A 21,176-nucleotide genomic window follows, 5' to 3' on the forward strand; every position below is an offset into this window, starting at 1 on the left:
CCTGGCCGGATAACCTCGGAATCTGCAAGTTGAAGGTCAGGCCGGAGAGATTGTCCCGGAGACCAGAAACCTGAACACCCTGCACCGCGGCGCTGTATGCCGGAAGCCAGATCGACCCTTCCGTCTCTTCCGCCCGCCGCTGATCGAGAAGCTGGAAGGCTACCCCGCCAAGCCCGCTCATCCAGAGCCAGCTGCTCGTGCTGGCCAAGGCTAGCACCGCGGTGACAGCAGCAGCGCGCAGCGCTCGCTTCGCCGGTCGCGCCCTGGCGGCCCGCCCAGGAAGATATGAATAGTCGGTCATGCTCTGTCCCCATGCGCCGGATCTTTGTCCGGTCTGCTGCCGCGGCCTCGTAGCAGACAGGTGCGGGCCTGTCGCGGGCAATCACCTTGCATCCGAAGCATTACCTCCTACACACGACAGCGATATGTCGTCGGGGGCGCTGGATCGTGACAAATGCGACTGGCCTTGACGCGGGCGACGCGGGTAGGGTCCCCGAGGCTGATGAACCGGGGGACGATGATGGACATGATGGCACGGCTGGTCACCGCAATCGGCGGCGCAATGGTCTGGGCGCGGCGCCGCGACACACCCGAAACGCAGGCGACGGGCGTCGCCCCTCGCATCCCCGCCGCCCGGAAACAGGGATTGATGACCTTGAAGATGCCCACGGCGAGGGGATGGGAACCGGGCAGGACGCCGACGCCCGCCGCAGGGCTTGTGGTCAATGCCTTCGCCACCGGTCTGGCCCATCCTCGGTGGATTGAGGTGATGCCCAATGGCGATGTGCTGGTAGCCGAAGCGTTACAGGAGCAGCGCCCCCCGCAGGGCTTCATGGACCGCGCGACGCAGGCCACAATGCGCCGTGCAGGCGCAGCGGGAAGGAGCGCGAACCGGATCAGCCTTTGGCGGGATGAGGATGGCGATGGCGTGGCGGAAGTGAATGAGGTCTTTGTCGAAGGACAGCGACAGCCCTTTGGCATGGCGGCGACAGAAGACACCTTCTACGTCGGGAACACAGATGGGATCGTTGCCTTTCCCTATCGGCGAGGACAGCGGCGTCTGGAAGGCCCCGGACGGCGCATTGCGGAGTTCAAGCCGGGCGGTCACTGGACGCGGAGCCTCATGCTCTCTGCGGATGGCAAGCGGCTCTACTGCGGTGTGGGCTCTCTCTCCAACATCGGCGACGATGGAATGGAGGTGGAGGAGGGCCGCGCGGCGATCTGGGAGGTCGATCTTGCCAGCGGCCGTGCGCGGGTCTTCGCCTCCGGTCTCCGTAACCCCGTGGGGATGGCGTGGGAACCGGAGACGGGCGCGCTGTGGACTGTCGTGAATGAGCGGGACGGCTTGGGGGATGAGACGCCGCCCGATTACCTTACCTCCGTTCGGGAAGGAGGTTTCTATGGTTGGCCCTACTGCTACTGGGGCCAGATTGTGGACGATCGTGTGCCGCAGGACGCGACAGCCGTCGCCCGTGCCATCCGGCCGGATTACGCGCTTGGCGGCCATACGGCCTCGCTCGGGCTGTGCTGGGTGCCGAAGGGGACGCTGCCGGGATTTCCCGCTGGAATGGCCATTGGCCAGCATGGCTCATGGAACCGTGCGAAATTAAGTGGTTACAAGCTGATATTCGTGCCATTTGAGAACGGAAAACCCAGCGGCGAACCGCGCGATCTGCTGACGGGATTTCTGTCGCAGGACGAAAAGTTCTCCTTTGGACGTCCCGTCGGCGTCGCTGTCGGACCCGATGGCCGGTCCCTGCTGCTCGCTGATGACGTGGGCGATGTCATCTGGCGGGTCGCCGGGGCCTGACAGCACTCCGAGAGAACAAGGGGGGCCCGAAGGCCCTCCCGTCAATCAACCGTTCCGCTGCTTGCCCTTTGGCGCGCCATAGCCGGGCTTGGCGCGTTTCGGAGCGTATTTCGCTTCACCGCGCGGACGCTCCCGATCACCGGGTGCTGCGCTGCGGGGCTTGCGTGCCTCGCCGTCGCTAAGGGGTTTGTCACTGTAGGATTGGCCCCCGAAAGATTTTCCGCCGTAGGGTTTCTCCGACCGGTCCTTATCGCCGAAACGGGGCTTGGCGAAGCTGCGGGGCCCACGGTCGTCACCGGCAGGTTTCTTGCTGAACTTTCGCTCGCCGGTACCTTCTTCGCTGAAGCTACGGTCGCGCGGGAAGGCTTTTTTGCCGTAGGATTTGTCGTTTTCGCCCCGCGGGCGCTCGTCGTTATACGGACGGTCCTTGGTGTAGGGTTTGCCGAAAGGCTTGTCACCCTGACGACCAGGCTTGCCTGCGAAGGTCCGCGGACGCGGCGCGGGCATATCCGGCACACCATCCGTCGCTTCCAGGAGAATGCCGTCGGCGATCTCGCGATCAGGGCCGAGGGTGGCAAGGAAGTGTTCCACGGCCTCCAGAGCGATCTCCACAAAGGTTTCTTCGTCACCGATGCGGATGGCGCCGATCTCCTTGCGGGTCACGCCCCCTGCATCACAGATTTTCGGCATCAGCCATTTCGGATTGGCGTTGCGGTCCCTTCCGATTGACAGGCGGAACCAGCGGCTTGGGCCGAAGCTCTGGCCTTGCGGGTTGCGCGGCATCACGGAGAGCAGCTCTTCGGGTGCGGAGCGCTGCCCCTGCCACAGACGAAGCACGGCCAGCGCCAATGCTGCCGGCTCCCGCTCGGCGAGAAGCTGGTCGAGGGCGCGCGCTTCGGCCTCCGTAGCCTCTTCAGCCCAAACCGGATCGGCAAGAAGCCGCGATTCATCACGTTCGCGCACCGCATCCGCGGAAGGTGCGGCTTCCCATTCGGCCCGAAGCTTCGCTGCGGCAAGCAGCCGCTCCGCCTTGCGGCGCGCGCGCGGCGGAACGATCAGCGCGGAGAAACCCTTGCGCCCAGCCCGGCCGGTGCGGCCGGAGCGGTGAAGCAGGGTTTCCTCGTTCATCGGAAGCTCCGCATGAATGACGAGGTCGAGGTTCGGAAGGTCGATTCCGCGGGCTGCCACATCGGTCGCCACGCAGACACGTGCACGACCATCGCGCATCGCCTGCAACGCATGGCTCCGCTCTCCCTGCGACAACTCTCCGGAGAGGGCGACGACGGCGAAGCCACGGTTCGACAACCGCGTGACCAATCGCGAGACGGCAGCCCGGGTATTGGCGAAAATGATGGTGTTCGGCGCTTCATGGAAGCGGAGCAGGTTGGTGATCGCGTTCTCTTCGTCATGCTCGGCGACGAGCACGGCGCGATAGTCGATGTCGCTGTGCTGACCACCGGTCGTCTGCACGGAGATCCGTTGCGCATCACGCTGGTATTCGGAGGCGAGCGTCGCGATGGCGCGGGGAACGGTCGCGGAGAAGAGCAGCGTCTGACGGTCTTCGGGCGCCGCTTCGAGGATGGTTTCCAGATCCTCACGAAAGCCCAGGTCGAGCATTTCGTCGGCTTCGTCCAGCACCACGGCCCGCACGGCGGAGAGATCGACCGATCCACGGCGCAGGTGGTCGCACAGCCGACCCGGCGTGGCGACAAGGATATGCACCCCGCGTTCCAGCGCGCGGCGCTCGCCGCGCATGTCCATCCCGCCTACGCAGGAGGCCAGCACGGCGCCCGCGCCGGCGTAAAGCCATTCAAGTTCCCGCTTCACCTGAAGCGCGAGCTCCCGCGTCGGCGCGATGACAAGGGCGAGCGGCGCTTCGGCGATGCCGAAACGTTCATCCTCGCCCAGAACGGTCGGCGCGATGGCAAGGCCGAAGCCCACCGTCTTGCCCGAACCGGTCTGCGCAGAGACAAGCAGGTCAAGCCCCCGGAGCGACGGCTCGGTGACGGCCTCCTGCACCGGAGTAAGTGTGGAGTATCCGCGCGCGTCGAGCGCGGCCAGAAGAGACTGTTTCACGCGAGAGTGTCCGAGTTCCAGAGAAGCGGAGGGGGCTCCGGCTGCAGGCCATGTCGGCCCGCCGCCTCCCGAGCCCCGGCAAAGCGAAGTTGGTCTAATACAGAATATCTCATGAATGGTAAAGTAAAATCGTGCCGGTTGCGTCAAAACGCCTAGTCGGATCACCCGCAGGTTGCGGCAAGGAGCAAAAATCCGCAGTTGGCGTGCAAGGACCCCCGTCGCTTAGAGCCTTTTGCAGAGTCTCTCAAGGCCCGGACTGCCGGAGGTTCCGCGGTTGGCAAACCTGTGCTGCCCGCGCAAAGCCCGCAGGGAGATGGGAATACGCCCTATTTCGTCGCGTCACCTTCGTGTAGTCTCGGACGTCAGAGGGACGCTGTCGCTTGACGGAGCCGGCTTCTGAGCACAGAAAACGCGCTCATGACGGTTTTCTGGAACCGATTTCCAAACAGGGAGAGAAACATGTCCACGCGTGATCTTCTGGCGGCCTCGGCGCTTGCGCTCGTGTTGGGGGCAGGGGCTGCCTCGGCGCAGATGGTGCTGAACCGCGGCAATGACACCGATCCGTCATCGCTCGACCCGCACCAGACCTCCACGGTCGCGGAGAGCAACGTGCTTCTTGACCTGTTCGAGGGGCTTCTCGCATTCAATACCGCAGGCGAGGCGGTCCCGGGCATGGCGGAGCGTTGGGAGATCTCCGACGACGGGCTGACCTACACATTCCATCTACGCGACTCGAACTGGTCGAACGGCGATCCTGTCACGGCGGACGACTTCTCCTTCGCCTATCACCGGATCATGGATCCTCAGACTGCGGCGGGCTACGCTTCCATCCTGTTCCCGATCAAGAATGCCGAAATGGTGGCGGGCGGGAAGATGCCGCTCGATCAACTTGGCGTGAAGGTCATCGATCCCAAGACGCTGGAGATCACGCTGGAGGCTCCGACGCCGTATTTTCTTGAGCTTCTGACCCATCAGACTGCGCTGCCGCTGCACCGCAAATCGGTGGAGGAGCTCGGCAACCAGTTCACTCGCCCTGGCAATCTGGTGAGTAACGGCGCGTTCAAACTGGCCAGCTTCACCCCGAATGCGCAACTCGTGATGGAGAAAAATCCCGGCTATTACGACGCGGGCAATGTCAAGATCGATCGGATCAATTACATTCCGTTCGAGGACCGCTCTTCCTGCATCCGCCGCTTCGAGGCAGGAGAAGTGCAGATCTGCTCCGACGTGCCTGCGGAACAGATGGATTATGTGCAGAAGAGCCTGACCCAGGAGCTGCGCATCGCACCCTATCTCGGGGTCTATTATCTGCCGGTGAAGGGTGCTGAGGGCAGCCCGCTGAAAGATGCGCGGGTCCGCAAGGCGATTTCCATGGCCATCGACCGCGATTTCCTCGCCAACGAGGTCTGGGCCAAGACGATGCTGCCGAGCTACGCCTTTGTTCCCCCGGGGATCGCCAACTATGTCGATGGCGGTGTCAAAGTGGAATACGCGAGCGAAGACCTGTTCGACCGCGAGGATGAAGCAAAGAAACTGCTGGAAGAGGCAGGCGTGACGCCGGGCAGCCTGACGGTGGAACTTCGCTACAACACGTCCGAGAACAACAAGAACACGATGGCGGCAATCGCCGACATGCTGAAGAACATCGACGTCAATGCGCGGCTGAACGAGGTCGAGGGGACGACCTACTTCAACTACATGCGGGAGGATGGGCCTTTCGATATCTCCCGCGCGGGCTGGATCGGGGACTACAACGATCCGCAGAACTTCCTCATGATCAACATGGGGAATACGCCGTTCAACTCCTCGCGCTGGAAAAGCCCGGAATATGATGCGCTGATGAACAAGGCGGCGGAGACGCTCGACCTTGGAGAGCGGGCCAAGGTTCTTGCCGAGGCGGAGACGCTTTTGCTCGATCAGCTTCCGGTCATACCGATCCTCTCCTACTCCTCCCGAGCGCTGGTTTCGACCAAGGTCGGCGGGTATGAGGACAACTTGATGGACAAGCATCCGACGCGCTGGATGTCGGTGAACTGATCTAGATGGGGCGGTCTCCGCCCCGTTCCGCCATCGCTGTCCGTCTGCGATGCCGAGGTAGATTGACGCTGCTTCCGGCATGTGACATCGGCAGCCCCCAGACAGGCTGCCGTTTTCCGGGTCGGCCCCGGTCGTGGCGATTCTGCGGACGGCACGCCGTCCTCTCTCTTTCGCGTCAGTCACGGGCCGCAACGGCTCGGGCTGATTTCTGCTTCAGGGCGGCCCTAAGGGGTCCGTCCCGCTCTCTCGGGAAACCAACCCATGCTCGGATATACCCTGCGCCGGGTCGTGAGTGCGGTGCCGACGATATTCATCATCGTCACGCTCACCTTCTTCGCGATCCGTATCGCTCCGGGGGGACCGTTCGATCTGGAACGTCCGCTCGATCCGCTGATCCTCGCAAACCTTCAGCGCGCCTACAACCTCGATGCGCCACTCTGGCAGCAATATGTGAATTATCTCGGCAATCTGTTGCAAGGCGATCTCGGACCGAGCTTCACACGCCGTGATTTCACGGTGAACGATCTGTTTGCGCAAGGGTTGCCCGTTTCCATTCTGCTGGGATCGCTGGCGCTCAGCACGGCGGCGGTGCTTGGAACGTTTCTGGGTGCGATCGCGGCCCTCCGTCAGAATTCTTGGCTCGACAATTGCATCGTGGCGGTGGCAACGCTCGGAATCACGACACCGACCTTTGTTGTGGCGCCGTTGCTCAGCCTGCTTTTCGGCGTGATCCTGGGTATTCTGCCCGCCGGCGGCTGGAGCGGTGCCAACCCGGCGTACTGGGTGCTGCCGGTCGCCACGCTCGCGCTGCCACAAGTTGCGGTGATTGCACGACTGGTGCGGGGGGCGACGGTCGAGGCCCTCCGTGCAAACCACGTTCGGACGGCGCGCGCCTATGGCCTGCCGACCAGGATCGTCGTGGGGGTTCACGCCCTTCGCGCCGCCATGTTGCCCACGGTGAGCTACCTTGGCCCGGCGGCCGCGAGCCTGCTGACCGGATCCGTGGTTGTGGAGACGATCTTCGGCCTGCCGGGCATCGGGCGCTACTTCGTTCAGGGTGCGCTCGGGCGGGACTACACGCTGGTCATGGGGACGGTGGTGGTCATCGCGGTCTTCGTGGTGATTTTCAACCTGCTCGTCGATCTCGCCTATGCCTGGCTCGACCCGAGGGTGCGCTATGACTGACACAGACATGAACGTGGCACCGGCAACGACGAGCCGGTCGCTCTGGCAGGACGCCTGGTTGCGGCTTCGCAAGAACCGGACGGCCGTGGCGAGCCTCTTCGTGCTTATCTTCCTTGCCCTCGCAGGGATTTTCGGGCCGATGCTCTCACCGCATTCCTACACGCAGATCTATCAGAATTATGTGCGGGTACCGCCGAGCCTTGAGGCCTATCCTCGCGCCGATGCGATCCTGCCCGCCTTCGAGGGGTTGATGAGCCGCGCGCGGATCGCGGGTACACCGGAGCTTTCCGGTGGCACGGTTTCGGTGGAACTGACGGCGGCCACGCCGATCGATGAGCGTGTGCTGCGCTATTTCCAGCGCTCGGACCTGTTCACCAATCCTGAACTCACACTGTCGGAAGACGGGTTGAGCGGCACACTCTCCGCCCATGTCGAGCGGAGCTACTTCCTGCTGGGTACCGACAACCTCGGGCGCGACATGCTCTCCCGCATCCTTATCGGGGTCAGGATTTCGCTCGCAATCGGGCTGCTCGCCTCCGGCATGGCGCTTGTCGTGGGCGTGACCTACGGCTCCATTTCAGGCTATCTGGGTGGTCGGGTGGACAACGTGATGATGCGGATCGTGGACATCCTCTATTCGCTGCCATTCATCTTCTTTGTCATCCTTTTGCTGGTGTTCTTCGGACGGAGCCTCATCATCATATTCATCGCCATCGGTGCTACGGAATGGCTGGATATGGCGCGGATCGTGCGGGGTCAGACGCTGAGCCTCAAGCGTCGGGAATTCGTGCAGGCGGCGGAGGCGATGGGCGCCACCAAGGCAGGGATCCTCAAGCGGCACATCATCCCGAACGCGCTTGGGCCGGTCATCGTTTTTGTGACGCTGCTCGTTCCGAAGGCCATTCTGGCAGAGAGCCTGCTCTCCTTCCTTGGCCTCGGGGTGCAGGATCCGATGACTTCGCTGGGGCTGCTGATCTCCGAGGGCGCTGCCAACATGCGTGGTGCGCCGTGGCAACTTTTCGGCCCGGCACTCACACTTACCGCCATCCTGTTCGCGCTGAACTTCCTCGGCGACGGGCTGCGCGACAGCCTCGATCCGAAGGAGCGTTGAAATGTCCGAAACCATCCTTTCGGTCCGTGATCTCCGCGTGACCTTCCAGACCAACGATGGTCCCGTACCTGCGGTCAAGGGCGTGAGCTTTGATCTGAAATCGGGCGAGACACTGGCCATCGTGGGGGAGTCCGGTTCAGGCAAGAGCCAGACCACGATGGCGCTCATGGGTCTGCTCGCGGCGAACGGGGCGGCGAGCGGCAGCGTCCGCTATCGCGGGCGGGAGATCCTGAACCTGCCCGACCGGGAGTTGAACCGGATCCGCGGCGCCAAGATCACCATGATCTTCCAGGAGCCGATGACTTCGCTCGACCCTCTCTACAGGATCGGAGATCAGCTCGCGGAGCCGCTGAAATACCATGGTGGCCTGTCTCGCCGCGAAGCGCGGCCGCGGATTCTCGAGCTGCTTCGGCTTGTCGGCATTCCCGAGCCGGAGCGGCGGATCGACAGCTATCCGCATGAGCTTTCGGGCGGCCAGAGGCAGCGCGTTATGATCGCGATGGCGCTGGCCAACGATCCCGACATCCTCATCGCGGACGAACCTACCACGGCGCTCGACGTGACCATTCAGGCACAGATCCTGGAATTGCTGGCGGATCTGCAGCGGCGTCTGGGCATGGCGATCATCTTCATCACCCACGATCTGGGGATCGTTCGCCGCTTTGCAGACCACGTGGCGGTAATGCGGCAGGGAGAGATGGTGGAGGATGGCCCGGCCGAGGCGGTTTTCACCGCCCCCCGCCATCCTTACACGCGGATGCTGCTGGATGCGGAACCCGATGCGCAGAAGCTGCCGCCCGCCCCCTCCGCCCCGGTACTGTTGAGCGGCGAGGATGTACGGGTGACTTTCTCCAGCGGCGGCGGTCTGCTGGCGAAACCGCATCTTGTGCGGGCTGTTCGGGGCATCTCCGTCGCGCTGCGAGAGGGACAGACCATCGGGGTGGTGGGAGAGTCCGGCTCCGGCAAGTCCACGCTGGGCCGTGCGCTCTTACGGCTGGTGGAGAGCGAGGGGCGGGTTGCATGGCTGGGCAAGGAACTCCCCCGCACGGTGGAGGAGATGCGGCCCTATCGGCGGGAACTGCAACTGGTGTTTCAGGATCCGTTCGGCTCCCTTTCGCCCCGCATGACCGTCGGCCAGATCGTCACCGAGGGCCTGCTGATCCATGAACCCCAACTCTCCGCCGCAGACCGCAGGCGTCGTGCGGGCGAGGCACTGACGGAGGTCGGTCTCGATCCGGCCATGCGAAACCGCTATCCCCACGAATTCTCCGGCGGGCAGCGGCAGCGGATCGCCATTGCCCGGACCATGATCCTGCGCCCGCGCGTCATTGTTCTCGACGAGCCGACGAGCGCGCTTGACAGATCTGTCCAGAAGCAGATCGTCACGCTGCTGCTTGACCTGCAGCAGAAGCACGACCTGTCGTATTTCTTTATCAGCCATGATCTTGCCGTGGTGCGGGCGGTGGCGGATTACATCCTCGTCATGAAGAACGGCGAGGTGGTTGAGGAAGGTTCGACCGAGGCGGTTTTCGATGCACCGCAGCAGGACTATACGCGAAATCTGATGGAGGCGGCGCTTTCCACCAAGCGCTTCCGGGAGGAGGCGGAAACGGCCTGAACCACAACGGTCTGACGCACGTCAGCCGCAGTCGGTGGCAGCCCACAGGCGAAGCGGCGGCCCCGCCTGGAGCCCCAGTTCGCGGCACTCCCCCAGCGCGCAGAGCATCCAGCCGCCGGGTGTCTCGCCGGAGGCGGCGAGCACCACCTCCCTTTGGGCCGGTACATGGGGGGTGTAGCGCCAGCCCTGCGCGGTGCGCACCGCATCGTCCGGGACCTCCATGCCTGCTCCCGGGCCCTGCACCTCCGCCTCGACAGGGCGGAGGGTGGTTTCCGTGACGTCCCACCGCTCTGTCCAGAGGGTGCGGGCAACGGAGTGCGTCCAGCTCAGTGTGAAGTGGTCCGTGGCAAGGGCAAGTACGGCTCCGGCCACGGCCACGCAAAGCATCAGGCGACGGCCCGATCGCCCGACCGTGCGACGCGAAGGCGCTGCACGATCACCACCGCCGCAGCGATGACGAGACCGGCCACATCCGTCTCCACCGTCGGCAACACGAGCAGTACGCCGCCACCGAAGGCAAGCAGGCGCTCCCACCACTGCGCCCGCATGAACAGGAAGCCCACCACCGCGATCCCCCAGAGCGCCACTGCCACCGCCGCTTTGAGGGTGACGAACAGAACCTCCGCCCAGTAACCGAAGGTTTCGGCGAAGAAGGAGCCGGGGTAGGGGTCCTGCAACATGAGCGCGGGCGAATAGACCGCGATGAACGGCATGATGAAGCCGGCGATGGCAAGTTTCGTGGCGTCGATTGAGATCTTCAGCCCCGAGGTCTTGGCCATAGGTGCCGCTGCAAAGCACGCCAGCGCGACGGGAGGCGTCAGGTCGGCCATGATGCCGAAGTAGAACACGAACATGTGGCCGACAATCAGCGGAACGCCAAGCTGCTCAAGCGCGGGACCGGCAAGGGACGAAGTGATGATGTAGTTCGGGATCGTCGGTATCCCCATGCCAAGGATCAGGCAGGTGATCATCACGAGCACGAGCGACAGGAACAGGTTGTGCTCCCCGATTTTCAGCACGGCGCCGATGAAGGTGGAGGCGATGCCAGTCAGCGTCAGTGTGCCGATGACGATGCCGACGATTGCGCAGGCTGCTGCCACCGGCAGTGCGTTCCGTGCGCCAAGGGCCAGCGAATCCCTGATGATGAGCAATGCCCCGCGCGCGCCCTTCAGCATGAAACAAGCGATGAGCAGCGCCCCGATCACCAGCATGAGCAGGTTGACGCCGTACTTCAGGAAGGCCGCGGAAGCGAGGCCGACCGCAATCCAGAACGCCACCCGGAAGGCGAAGGGCCCGATGGTCGCCGCGATGGCGGTGCCGAGGATCAGCACAACCACCAGTGCCAGCCCCATGGAGCCCGCAAAGATCGGCGTATAGTCGGCGAACAGAAGATAGACGAGCGCACCGAGGGGAATGAACAGGCCCCATTGTTTCTTCACCGCCTCCCACGGGCTCGGAAGCTCCTCCTTGGAGAGGCCCATCAGCTTGTGCTTGCCAGCCTCCAGATACACCGCCCAGAAGCAGGTGCCGAAATACATCGCCGCAGGGATCAACGCGGCGCGAACGATATCCCCGTAGGGAACGTTCAGCGTCTCCGCCATGATGAAGGCCACGGCGCCCATGATCGGCGGCATGATCTGCCCGCCCATGGAGGATGTCGCTTCGACTCCGCCCGCGAAGGAGGATCGGAATCCGAACTTCTTCATCAGCGGAATGGTGAACTGACCCGATGCCACCACATTGGCGACGCCGGAGCCGGAGACGGTGCCCATCAACGCGGAGGAGAGTGTGCAGACCTGCGCCGCGCCGCCCCGCCAATGGCCGACCAGCCCAAGCGCCACGTCGTTGAACAGATCGAGCATTCCCGCCCGTTCAAGGAAGGCCGCGAAGACCACGAAGATGAAGATATAGGCCGAAGAGACATAGATCGGCGAGCCGTAGATGCCTTCGGTACCAAAGGCGAAATGCTCGATCAGGATTTCCCAGTCATAGCCGCGATGGCCGAACACGCCCGGCAGATGCTGTCCGAAAGCGCAATAGCTCAGAAACAGGCAGGCGATGATGAAAAGCGGCCAGCCCATCAGACGCCGTGCGAGCCAGAACACCAGCACCAGAAGGATCACCCCCATCGTCAGGTCCGTGGGCGTAAGGAAGTTTGACCGCATGATGATGTCGCGGTAAAAGACCCAGTTATAGAGGCCGGTGCAGAAACCGATGGCACCGAGCAGCCAGTATGCGCGCCGCGCCATCGGTGTCTTTGTCAGCAGGTTGCCGACGAGTACGAAGCCCAGCAGCAGCAGAAAGCCCACATGCATCGCCCGGACGATCTGGCTGGGCAGCGTGCCATACATCGCCACCCAGATTTGAAAGAGGGAGAATACGAGGGCGATGCCATAGGCGATCTTGCCGGGAATACCCTCCCCGAAACCGGCGGGGAGTCCCTCGATCTGCTCCTCTGCGGTATGTTGGGCGGGCGGTGCTGCGGAAACATCTGTCACGGAGCGCTCCTTCAAATGCAATGGCGGAGGAGATGTGCCCATCCCCTCGCCAGATGGTCATACGCCGGAGGTCAGTTCAGAACGCCGATTTCACGGTAGTATTTCTCGGCACCCGGATGGAGCGGGATCGGAAGATCCTTCACCGCATTCGCCGGATCGAGCGCTGCCGCCGCGGAATGTGCGGCTTTCAGCTTGTCGATGTTCTCAAACATCAGCTTGGTCATCGCATAGACCATTTCGTCCGAAACTTTGTCGGACGTCACGAGAATATTGGTGACAGCGGCTGTCGGCACGTCCGCGTCCTGACCGTCGTAGGTGCCGGCGGGGATGACGGTCGCAATGTAGGGCGGGCCGATCTTTTCGACCACTTCCGCCGGAATAGCGACGATCGTTATGTCGTGGGTGGTGGCGAGATCCTTGATGAAAGCCGCACCCAGCCCCGCAGATTGAAGGGTGGATTGAAGCTGGCGGTTTTTGATGAGCTCGGCGGATTCGGAGAATGGCAGAAACTCCACCCGCCCCATATCGTCATAGGACATGTCCGCGGCCTTGAAGATCTCTCTCGCGTTGAGCTCCGTGCCAGACGCGGGAGCGCCGACCGAAATGGTCTTGCCTTTCAGATCTTCGAGCGAGGAAATTCCCGATGATTTCTCGGCCACGATCTGAATGTAATTATTGTAGATGCCGCCGATCGCGCGCAGGTTCGTCAGCTCCGCCTTGAAGCCTGCATCCTTGTCTCCCTTCCACCCGGCAACCACGGAATCTCCGAGCGCGAAGGCAACTTCACCGCGGCCCGCGGAAAGGAGGTTCAGGTTTTCGACGGAAGCCTTGGTGGCCTGTACCTGCGTGCGCGCGCCGTCGATGCCGGCGGCATAAAGCTCCGACAGAGCAACGCCGAGCGGGTAATAGACCCCCGAAGTGCCCCCTGTAAGCACGTTGATGAACTCAGCCTTGGCAACCGGCGCAGTCAGACCAAGGCTCGCCACGCCAAAAGCGGCGCCCGCGATGAAACGGGACATCATGGACATTCTGGTTCCTCCCCCAAATGTGATCCGCTGAGAGTGGAAGGGAAGGAACCGTGGAAGAAGCGTTTTTTGCAGTCTAGTCTGATAGATTAGAAGTGAATTATATGATATTGATAAGTAAATATATTATTAGTGTTTATTGCTGACTGCTTGTGATTGGAGATTGGCGGATTCTTGCCAGATGCGGGACGGCGGGCAAGAATCCGCCCGGCTCACCGTTCTCGCAAGCCATAGCGGGCGATCTTTTCGTTAAGCGTGCGGCGGGGCAGGCCCAGCCGTTCTGCGGCGCCTGCGGACGAGCCGCCGGACTGCGCGAGAGCCTCTATGATGAGAGAGGCTTCAAATTCCGCGACCTTCTGTGCGAGTGGCAGTCCGGTATCCGCCTCACGCTCCACCATCGCTGCATTCCCGGTTCGGAGCCCGAGCACATGTCGTTCAGCGACAGTCTGAAGTTGTGACAGATTGCCGGGCCAGCTTCGCGCGACCAGCGTTTCCAGATCCACCGGGCCGGGCGTGGGCTCCGGCCTGCGGAACCGGCGGGCGGCCTCCATCAGGTAGTGGGCGTAGAGAAGTGGAATGTCCTCGGTTCGCTCCGCCAGAGAGGGGAGATATACCTCCGCCGTGGTGAGGCGGAAATAGAGATCGCGGCGAAACTGTCCGCGCTCCAGCAACGCAGACAGGTCCACGGAGGTTGCCGCGATGAGACGCACGTCCACGGGCCGGGAAACGTTGTCGCCCATGCGGGTGAAGGTTCGGTCCTGAAGAAACCGCGCGAGCCGAGCCTGCAGCGCGGGTGAAAGCGCCTCCACTTCACTCAGAAAGATCGCACCGCCATTGGCGAATTCAAACCGTCCCTGTCGTGAAGTGGGCGGATTGCCTCCGCGTTCCTGCCCGAACAGTTCCGCCTCCAGTGCCGCTTCGGGTATGGCTGCACAATCCAGCGCGACGAAGGGCCGCCGCGCGCGGGGCGACAGATCATGGACCAGACGCGCAAAATCCTCTCGCCCCGTCCCTGGCTCCCCCTGCAGAAGCACATCCACAGGCACATCGGCCAGTCGCAGGGCCATGTCGCGCAGATGTATCACCTGCGGCGAACGACCGATCAGCCGTTGTTCGACTACCCGGCGATGGCTTTGCGGTGCGCGGAGTTGAATCAGTTCCCGCCGGAGAAAACGCCACTCCACCGCGCGCTGCGTCACGGCCGCGAGGTACTCGGCGCCGCAGGGTTTCTCTATGAAGTCATGCGCTCCGTCCCGCATGGTGGCTACCGCCAACGGGATGTCGGCATGGGCTGACATCAGCACGACAGGCAGATCGGGCTCTCGCGCGCGAAGCGCGGCCAGCAGCGCATCCCCGGTCAAACCGGGCATCCGCAGATCGGTGATGACTGCATCGGTCCGGGCGAGGTCAATCTCCTCCAATGCGCGGAGGGGGTCCGTCCATGTCTTGACGGTGAAACCCGAGGTCTCCAACCAGTCGGCGACGGCGGCGCACAGTTCCGCCTCATCGTCCACGAAGGCCACATGCCCACGCGTCATCCCCCCTCTCCTTCCCCCGGCTCTCCCGGATCGGCGGCTGGCAGGCGGATGGAGACCAGCCCCCCTCTGCCGTCCGGGTCGTTGGCTAGCAAGAGCTCTCCCTGCATCTGCTCCAGAAGGGATTGCACGATGGAAAGGCCGAGGCCAAGCCCCTGTCTGCCTGTCTGCTCCGTATCGCCGGTGACGAATGGCTCGATCAGCCCCTCGGCTCCGGGCGGCAGGCCCGGCCCGGTATCGGCGATCTCGATGAGCACGACCTCGCCATCACAGTTGGTGGAAAGGCTGACCCGCCGCGGGGCGGGGGTGCGGCCGGTTGCATCTATCGCGTTCAGCAATAGGTTGGTCAGCACCTGCTCAAGCCGCGGGCCATCGCCCCGCACCGAGGGCATGAGCCCTTCAGGCAGCGCGAACTGCACTCCAAGCTCCCGCGCGCGGGGTGTCACGATCTCTACGGCGGTGGCCAGCACAGGCGCCAGCGGCACAGTTTCGGGCGTAACTGATACCTGCCGCCGCCCGAAGCTCCGCAAGCGAGAGACAACTCCCTGAAGGCGCCCGACCATCCCCCGCGACCGGCCTAAAGCGGCGGCCAGCCGCTCACTCCGGCCGGCATCCCCATGTGCCTGGGCAGCGGCGAGGTTGTTGTCGAGCGCCGAGAGCGACTGTCCGATCTCATGCACGATCGCCGTGGACATGCGCCCGAGGACCGCGAGCTTGGCAGCGTGGACGAGACGCTCATGGGTCTGCAGCAGCTCTTGCTCCACGCGGCGGCGTTCCTCGACTTCGGCGGCAAGCTCGCGCGTTCGGGCCTGAACACGTTCTTCCAGGTCTGCTGCCTGCCGGAGCCGGATGCGGATGATCTGCCGCCGCTGCCCTAGCGCCACCGTTCCGGCGGAGAGGAGCGCGCCGAGGCTTCCCGTAACCAGCGCAGTCAGCAGGGCGGTGCGCCGCGCCTCCTCCGTCGGCAGCGCAACGAGAAGCGTCCAGTCCGTCCCTCGCACCGGGCCGGTGTAAATGCGCAGGACGCCTGCTTCGGGATGGAAAAGCGAAAGGCCGTCAATGGGCAGCGGCGCGGCCCGTGACAGCAGGGTTGAGGGGTAGCGCCGCTCTGACTGAATCCGCGAGATATTCTCCGGCCCCAGCGGAGAGAGCGGGCGGAACCGCCAGCCGGGTTGGGAGGCCAGAAACACCATGCCGTCCGGATCGGCCACCGCCGTCATCTCTCCTGCCCGCGCCCAGGCGATCTCCAGCGCACCGAGTTCCATCTTGGCCACCGCAACGCCCGTTGTCGCCGCGTCGATCCGGGCGGAGAGAAATGCGCCCGGCCGTCCGGTCGTGACCCCCACAGCATAATACTGAGCGCTGCCGGCCTTCAGAGCATCACGAAAATAGGGACGGAAGCCATAGTCCATGCCCAGAAAGCTGCCCGGCTCGTTCCAATTAGAAGCCGCGAGCGTAATGCCGTCTGAGCCGATCAGGTAAAGTTCATCCGCCCCTGTCACCCCCCGCGCCGTTTTCAGATAGGCGTTTGCGGCGGCGACGGCATGAATGTCTCCGGGTGCAGCCAGAAGCGCGTGAAGCCGGGGGTCCTCTCCCAGAATGCGGGGCAGGTAGCGCAGGCGCTCGATCTCCGCCGTCAGCCCGTCTGCGGTGATGGAATGGCGGTCCGCCAGCGATCTGTCCAGCGCCGCGATACCCCGCCGGTAGCTCTCCCATCCCGCAAGGCCCGTGGCCCCTAGCGTGACGGCGACCGCCAGCAGGAGGCCGAGGGACATTCCCGCGCGCGGCATCGTCAGGGCGAAAGGTGGGGCAGGGATGATGCTCATCGGCCGACCTTAGCGTGGCCGCGGCGTCACGTCATGCGGGCATCGGGATGAAAGCGGCGGCAATCCTCCCTATCTCTGAGCCGAAATAAGGAACACTATCATGAAAAGCATCGGATTTCTGTCTTTCGGCCACTGGTCCCCTGCCAAGGGATCAGGGACGCGCTCCGCAGGCGACGCACTGCTCCAGTCCATCGACCTCGCCGTGGCTGCGGAGGAGCTGGGGGCGGACGGGGCCTATTTCCGCGTTCACCACTTCGCGCGACAGCTCGCCTCTCCCTTCCCGCTGCTGGCCGCCGTCGGCGCGCGGACGAGCCGCATCGACATCGGCACCGCCGTGATCGACATGCGTTATGAAAATCCCCTCTACATGGCGGAGGACGCCGGCGCGGCCGATCTGATTGCGAGGGGAAGGTTGCAGCTCGGGATCAGCCGTGGCTCGCCGGAGCAGGTGATCGACGGGTGGCGCTACTTCGGCTATGAGCCGATGGAGGGCGAGAGCGACGCAGACATGGCCCGCCGCCACACCGAAGTATTGCTGGAGGTGCTGAAGGGAAACGGCTTTGCCAAGCCGAACCCGCGCCCCATGTTCCCCAATCCGCCGGGCCTTTTGCGGGTCGAGCCGCATTCGGAGGGCCTGAGCGACCGCATCTGGTGGGGGGCGGGTTCCAATGCCACAGCCGTCTGGGCGGCGAAGCTGGGGATGAACCTGCAAAGCTCAACCTTGAAGGATGACGAGACCGGAGAGCCCTTCCACGTGCAGCAGGCCGCGCAGATCCGGGCGTTCCGCGAAGCGTGGAAGGAGGCCGGTCACAGCCGGACGCCGCGCGTCTCCGTCAGCCGGAGCATCTTCGCCCTGACGGATGATCGCGACCGGGCCTATTTCGGCCATGGCGATCAGTCCGAAGATCAGGTGGGCTTCATCGACGAGCAGACCCGTGCGATCTTTGGCCGGAGCTATGCGGCGGAGCCCGTGAAACTCGCAAGACAGCTTGCGGAGGATGAGGCGATACAGGAAGCCGATACGCTGCTGCTCACTGTGCCGAACCAGCTCGGCGTGGAGTACAACGTGCATGTGATGGAAGCGATCCTGCAGCACGTGGCACCCGAACTGGGCTGGCGTTGAAGTATTGCCGCGCGCTGGGGCTTGCTCCCGGCGCGCGGGCATCGCAAGATCCGGTCAACAGAGGAGATACCAGATCATGCGTTCCATGACCCCCGCAATTGTCACCGCCTTGACCCTTGTAGCGGCACTTCCCGTGCAGGCGGCAGATCCGGCGGCCTGCCAGACGGTGCGGCTCTCCGATCCGGGCTGGACGGACATTACCTCAACCAATGCCGTGGCGAGCGTACTTCTCGAAGGGTTGGGGTATCAGCCGCGTATCTCCACCCTCTCTGTCCCGGTGGGATATCAGGCGATGAAGAGCGGGGATCTGGACGCCTTCCTCGGCAACTGGATGCCTGCCCAGCAGCACTTCCGCGACGATTTGGAGCAGACGGGGGCGGTCGATGTGCTGACCCGCAATCTCGAAGGGGCGAAGTTCACGCTTGCCGTTACAAAAACCGCCGCCGATGCGGGGGTGAAGGATTTCTCCGATCTCGCTCCGCATGCGCGCGAGTTCGGCAGCATCATCTACGGGATCGAACCCGGGGCGCCGGCAAACCAGAACATCCAGAAGATGCTCGATGCAGACGATTTCGGGTTGGGGAGCTGGCGGCTCATGGAGTCCGGGGAGCAGGCTATGCTGAGCCAGGTGGCGCGGAATGACGGCCAGGGTAAGTTCACCGTCTTCCTCGCCTGGGCGCCGCATCCGATGAACGAGACGCTGGATATCACCTATCTCTCCGGCGGAGATGAGTATTTCGGGCCGAATTATGGCGGGGCGGAGGTATTTACGCTCGCACGGAAGGCATGGGTGGCGGAATGTCCGAATGCGGCCCGATTCCTGACCAATCTCGTGTTCAACGTGAGCATGGAAAATCAGATCATGGGTCGGATCCTCAACGACAATGCCGACCCGAAGGCCGCCGCGACCGACTGGATCAAGGCCAATCCCGACGCGCTCGGCCCATGGCTGGAAGGGGTGACGACGCGCGCCGGGGAGCCGGGGCTCGACGCTGTACGCAAGGCTCTGGCTCTCTGATACACGCTCGCAGATGCAGCCCAATATCCTGATCGTCATGGCGGACCAGTTCGCGGGGACGCTGTTCCCCGATGGGCCGGCCGCCTTTCTGAACGCTCCTAATCTGCGCGCGCTGGCCGACCGGTCCGTCCGCTTCGTGAATACATACACCGCCAGTCCGCTCTGCGCGCCGGCCCGGGCCTCCTTCATGTCCGGGCAGCTTCCCCGAAGGACACGGGTGTATGACAACGCGGCGGAGTTTGCTTCGGATATCCCGACATTTGCCCACCACCTTCGGCGTGCCGGTTATCATACCTGCCTCTCAGGCAAGATGCATTTCGTCGGCCCCGACCAGATGCACGGGTTCGAGGAGCGGCTGACCACGGATATATACCCCGCCGATTTCGGCTGGACGCCGGATTACACCCGGCCGGGAGAACGCATCGACTGGTGGTATCACAACCTCGGTTCCGTCACGGGGGCAGGGGTGGCGGAGATCACCAACCAGATGGAATACGATGACGAGGTGGCGTTTCTCGCGGGGCAGAAGCTCTATGACCTTGCCCGTGGCCATGATGCGAGACCCTGGTGTCTGACGGTGAGTTTCACCCATCCTCATGATCCCTATGTCGCGCGGCGGCAATTCTGGGATCTCTATGAGGGAAGCCCCGCGCTGAAACCCGCGGTGCCTGCCATCCCCTATGCCGATCAGGATCCACACTCTCAGCGGCTGATGAACGCTTGCGACTACGAGCATTTTGACATCACATCCGACGATATCGCCCGTGCTCGACAGGGGTATTTCGCCAACATTTCCTATGTCGATGACAAGGTGGGAGAACTTCTGGACATCCTCGACCGGACGCGGATGGCGGAAAATACGGTCATCCTCTTTCTCTCTGACCATGGCGATATGCTGGGGGAGCGGGGAATGTGGTTCAAGATGAGCTTCTTCGAAGGCTCGGCGCGCGTGCCGCTCATCGTATCCGCACCGGGGTGGGTGCCGGGGCGTGTCGAGACGCCAGTGTCCACGCTTGACGTGCTGCCGACGCTGGCGGGGCTGGCAGGGATCGACCTTGGCAGTATCGCGCCCTGGACGGATGGCGCGGATCTCGAGCCGGTCGCGAAAGGCGGTATCCGGGGGCCAGTGCCGATGGAATATGCGGCCGAAGGCTCGGTCGCGCCGATGGTGGCGCTTCGGGACGGGCGGTGGAAGATCGTGCTCTGCGACGCCGATCCGCCCCAGCTTTTCGACATGAAGAACGACCCCAGCGAACGGACGGACCTTGCCGCCGACCCGGCCCATGCGGAGACGTTGCACCGGCTGACCGTGCTGGCGCAGAGCCGCTGGAACCTTGCCGCCTACGACACCGAAGTACGGGAGAGTCAGGCCCGACGCACGATCGTTTACGAGGCTCTGAGAAACGGCTCCTATTTCCCGTGGGATTTTCAGCCGTTGCAACGCGCCTCCGAACGTTACATGCGCAATCACATGGACCTGAACGTATTGGAGGAGGCGCAGCGTTTCCCAAGGGGAGAATAGCACTCAGCGGGGCCGGCCGATGCGGTCGGCCAGATCCTCGACGCTCTCCGCCACCACATCCCAGTCAGCGCTTGGTGCAAGATCAGTCTCTTGCCCGGGTCCATATTCTAGGGGCCGCGGAATGAAGGCGGTGCGAAGACCGCAGGCCCGTGCAGCCGCAAGATCGTCGTTATGTGCGGCGACGAGGCACACCCGCTCCGGCGGCAGCATAAGGACTTCCGCCGTGCGAAGGTAGGCTTCCGGGCTCGGCTTGTAGGCCTGCGCCGCCTCCGCCCCCAGAACAGCATCCCATGGAAAACCAGCGCGCTTGGCGATATCAATCATGAGGCGGATATTCCCGTTGGAGAGCGGCGCGATGATCGCCCCCCGGCGCAGCCGTGTCAGCCCCGGTACCACGTCCGGCCAAGGATCCAGCCGATGCCACGCGAGGGTCAGCGTGTCCAGTTCCTCCGCGGGCAGGCTCGCGGGATCCAGCCCGAAGTCGGGTAGAATCGCGAGGAGGTTTTCGCGGTGCAGCACGTCAAGCCGGGTGAAGGGGCGGCGCCCTTCTCGCACTTCCGTCATGGCGGGCTGATAGCGGCCGCGCCAGGCATCCGCGAAGGCCTGTGCCTGCGATGGCGCCCTCCCGTGCCGTGAAAGAAATTGTGCCGCATCCCGGGTGATGCCGCCGCGCCAGTCAACCAGTGTACCGAATACGTCGAAAACATAGGCACTTACGTTTTGCATTCGTTTTCACCACTTTGCTCCGCCGGTTGACAAGCATCGACCAACAAGCGCTTCATCCGGCATGAT

Annotated in this window: 16 protein-coding genes; 8 read left to right on the top strand and 8 right to left on the bottom strand. The window is 63.6% G+C overall.

The features are described from left to right. A partial coding sequence (locus tag CG51_RS16295; RefSeq protein WP_211254213.1) for an SdiA-regulated domain-containing protein occupies window positions 1-208 on the bottom strand: 208 nt, incomplete at its 3' end. A gap of 312 nt (window positions 209-520) precedes the next feature. Between CG51_RS16295 and CG51_RS16300 the strand changes: the two genes are divergently transcribed. Continuing rightward, the gene (locus CG51_RS16300) at window positions 521-1,810 is read left to right on the top strand and encodes a PQQ-dependent sugar dehydrogenase (protein ID WP_035746823.1); all 1,290 of its coding nucleotides are present in this window, start codon (window positions 521-523) and stop codon (window positions 1,808-1,810) included. A 45-nt stretch (window positions 1,811-1,855) separates the two neighbouring features. Here CG51_RS16300 and CG51_RS16305 read toward each other — a convergent pair whose 3' ends face one another. Then, window positions 1,856-3,886: a DEAD/DEAH box helicase gene (locus CG51_RS16305; RefSeq protein WP_035746796.1), complete on the bottom strand. Its 2,031-nt coding sequence runs from the start codon at window positions 3,884-3,886 to the stop codon at window positions 1,856-1,858. 459 nt (window positions 3,887-4,345) lie between these two features. Here CG51_RS16305 and CG51_RS16310 point away from each other — a divergent pair, with 459 nt between their 5' ends. The 4 genes from CG51_RS16310 to CG51_RS16325 all read left to right on the top strand — a co-directional run bounded on the left by CG51_RS16310 (window position 4,346) and on the right by CG51_RS16325 (window position 9,837). Then, a complete protein-coding gene (locus tag CG51_RS16310) occupies window positions 4,346-5,923 on the top strand; it encodes a peptide ABC transporter substrate-binding protein (protein WP_035746798.1) in 1,578 nt (525 codons plus the stop codon). A 261-nt stretch (window positions 5,924-6,184) separates the two neighbouring features. Further along, a complete protein-coding gene (locus CG51_RS16315; protein WP_035746800.1) occupies window positions 6,185-7,108 on the top strand; it encodes an ABC transporter permease subunit in 924 nt (307 codons plus the stop codon). Continuing rightward, a complete protein-coding gene (locus CG51_RS16320; protein WP_051930760.1) occupies window positions 7,101-8,219 on the top strand; it encodes an ABC transporter permease in 1,119 nt (372 codons plus the stop codon). The genes CG51_RS16315 and CG51_RS16320 overlap by 8 nt, the downstream gene beginning before the upstream one ends. Window position 8,220: 1 nt before the next feature. Next, window positions 8,221-9,837, top strand: coding sequence for an ABC transporter ATP-binding protein (locus CG51_RS16325; protein WP_035746802.1), 1,617 nt, complete (start codon window positions 8,221-8,223; stop codon window positions 9,835-9,837). Between the two features lie 21 nt (window positions 9,838-9,858). Here CG51_RS16325 and CG51_RS16330 read toward each other — a convergent pair whose 3' ends face one another. The 5 genes from CG51_RS16330 to CG51_RS16350 form a co-directional block, all read right to left on the bottom strand. After that, window positions 9,859-10,224, bottom strand: coding sequence for a DUF1850 domain-containing protein (locus CG51_RS16330; RefSeq protein ID WP_233141217.1), 366 nt, complete (start codon window positions 10,222-10,224; stop codon window positions 9,859-9,861). After that, the gene (locus CG51_RS16335) at window positions 10,224-12,377 is read right to left on the bottom strand and encodes a TRAP transporter permease (RefSeq protein WP_051930763.1); all 2,154 of its coding nucleotides are present in this window, start codon (window positions 12,375-12,377) and stop codon (window positions 10,224-10,226) included. The genes CG51_RS16330 and CG51_RS16335 overlap by 1 nt, the downstream gene beginning before the upstream one ends. 29 nt (window positions 12,378-12,406) lie before the next feature. Then, a complete protein-coding gene (locus tag CG51_RS16340) occupies window positions 12,407-13,357 on the bottom strand; it encodes a TAXI family TRAP transporter solute-binding subunit (RefSeq protein ID WP_035746827.1) in 951 nt (316 codons plus the stop codon). A 215-nt stretch (window positions 13,358-13,572) separates the two neighbouring features. Next, window positions 13,573-14,898: a sigma-54-dependent transcriptional regulator gene (locus tag CG51_RS16345; RefSeq protein ID WP_035746804.1), complete on the bottom strand. Its 1,326-nt coding sequence runs from the start codon at window positions 14,896-14,898 to the stop codon at window positions 13,573-13,575. Continuing rightward, complete coding sequence (locus CG51_RS16350) at window positions 14,895-16,721, bottom strand: sensor histidine kinase (protein WP_035746806.1); 1,827 nt, start codon at window positions 16,719-16,721, stop codon at window positions 14,895-14,897. Before CG51_RS16350 ends, CG51_RS16345 begins: the two co-directional genes overlap by 4 nt. A gap of 100 nt (window positions 16,722-16,821) precedes the next feature. Here CG51_RS16350 and CG51_RS16355 point away from each other — a divergent pair, with 100 nt between their 5' ends. The 3 genes from CG51_RS16355 to betC all read left to right on the top strand — a co-directional run bounded on the left by CG51_RS16355 (window position 16,822) and on the right by betC (window position 20,384). After that, window positions 16,822-17,844: an LLM class flavin-dependent oxidoreductase gene (locus CG51_RS16355; protein WP_035746808.1), complete on the top strand. Its 1,023-nt coding sequence runs from the start codon at window positions 16,822-16,824 to the stop codon at window positions 17,842-17,844. 76 nt (window positions 17,845-17,920) lie between these two features. Then, window positions 17,921-18,862: a choline ABC transporter substrate-binding protein gene (gene choX, locus CG51_RS16360; RefSeq protein WP_035746810.1), complete on the top strand. Its 942-nt coding sequence runs from the start codon at window positions 17,921-17,923 to the stop codon at window positions 18,860-18,862. A 13-nt stretch (window positions 18,863-18,875) separates the two neighbouring features. Next, a complete protein-coding gene (gene betC, locus CG51_RS16365) occupies window positions 18,876-20,384 on the top strand; it encodes a choline-sulfatase (RefSeq protein ID WP_035746811.1) in 1,509 nt (502 codons plus the stop codon). A gap of 3 nt (window positions 20,385-20,387) precedes the next feature. On the opposite strand, the gene CG51_RS16370 is transcribed toward betC, so the two are convergent. Beyond that, window positions 20,388-21,110 (bottom strand): haloacid dehalogenase type II, encoded by a 723-nt coding sequence (locus tag CG51_RS16370; protein ID WP_035746812.1) that lies wholly within the window; start codon window positions 21,108-21,110, stop codon window positions 20,388-20,390. Window positions 21,111-21,176 lie beyond the last annotated feature (66 nt).

Origin of the sequence: Haematobacter missouriensis (assembly GCF_000740775.1) — a bacterium.
Classification (GTDB): domain Bacteria; phylum Pseudomonadota; class Alphaproteobacteria; order Rhodobacterales; family Rhodobacteraceae; genus Haematobacter; species Haematobacter missouriensis.

Excerpts from the sequence above, each read along its gene's own strand:
- CG51_RS16335 (WP_051930763.1), bottom strand. The coding sequence starts at position 12,377 with ATGGGCACATCTCCTCCGCCATTGCATTTGAAGGAGCGCTCCGTGACA.
- CG51_RS16340 (WP_035746827.1), bottom strand. The coding sequence starts at position 13,357 with ATGATGTCCCGTTTCATCGCGGGCGCCGCTTTTGGCGTGGCGAGCCTT.
- CG51_RS16300 (WP_035746823.1), top strand. The coding sequence starts at position 521 with ATGGACATGATGGCACGGCTGGTCACCGCAATCGGCGGCGCAATGGTC.
- CG51_RS16355 (WP_035746808.1), top strand. The coding sequence starts at position 16,822 with ATGAAAAGCATCGGATTTCTGTCTTTCGGCCACTGGTCCCCTGCCAAG.
- CG51_RS16325 (WP_035746802.1), top strand. The coding sequence starts at position 8,221 with ATGTCCGAAACCATCCTTTCGGTCCGTGATCTCCGCGTGACCTTCCAG.
- CG51_RS16350 (WP_035746806.1), bottom strand. The coding sequence starts at position 16,721 with ATGAGCATCATCCCTGCCCCACCTTTCGCCCTGACGATGCCGCGCGCG.
- CG51_RS16330 (WP_233141217.1), bottom strand. The coding sequence starts at position 10,224 with ATGCTTTGCGTGGCCGTGGCCGGAGCCGTACTTGCCCTTGCCACGGAC.
- CG51_RS16320 (WP_051930760.1), top strand. The coding sequence starts at position 7,101 with ATGACTGACACAGACATGAACGTGGCACCGGCAACGACGAGCCGGTCG.
- choX (WP_035746810.1), top strand. The coding sequence starts at position 17,921 with ATGCGTTCCATGACCCCCGCAATTGTCACCGCCTTGACCCTTGTAGCG.
- CG51_RS16310 (WP_035746798.1), top strand. The coding sequence starts at position 4,346 with ATGTCCACGCGTGATCTTCTGGCGGCCTCGGCGCTTGCGCTCGTGTTG.
- CG51_RS16370 (WP_035746812.1), bottom strand. The coding sequence starts at position 21,110 with ATGCAAAACGTAAGTGCCTATGTTTTCGACGTATTCGGTACACTGGTT.
- betC (WP_035746811.1), top strand. The coding sequence starts at position 18,876 with ATGCAGCCCAATATCCTGATCGTCATGGCGGACCAGTTCGCGGGGACG.
- CG51_RS16315 (WP_035746800.1), top strand. The coding sequence starts at position 6,185 with ATGCTCGGATATACCCTGCGCCGGGTCGTGAGTGCGGTGCCGACGATA.
- CG51_RS16345 (WP_035746804.1), bottom strand. The coding sequence starts at position 14,898 with ATGACGCGTGGGCATGTGGCCTTCGTGGACGATGAGGCGGAACTGTGC.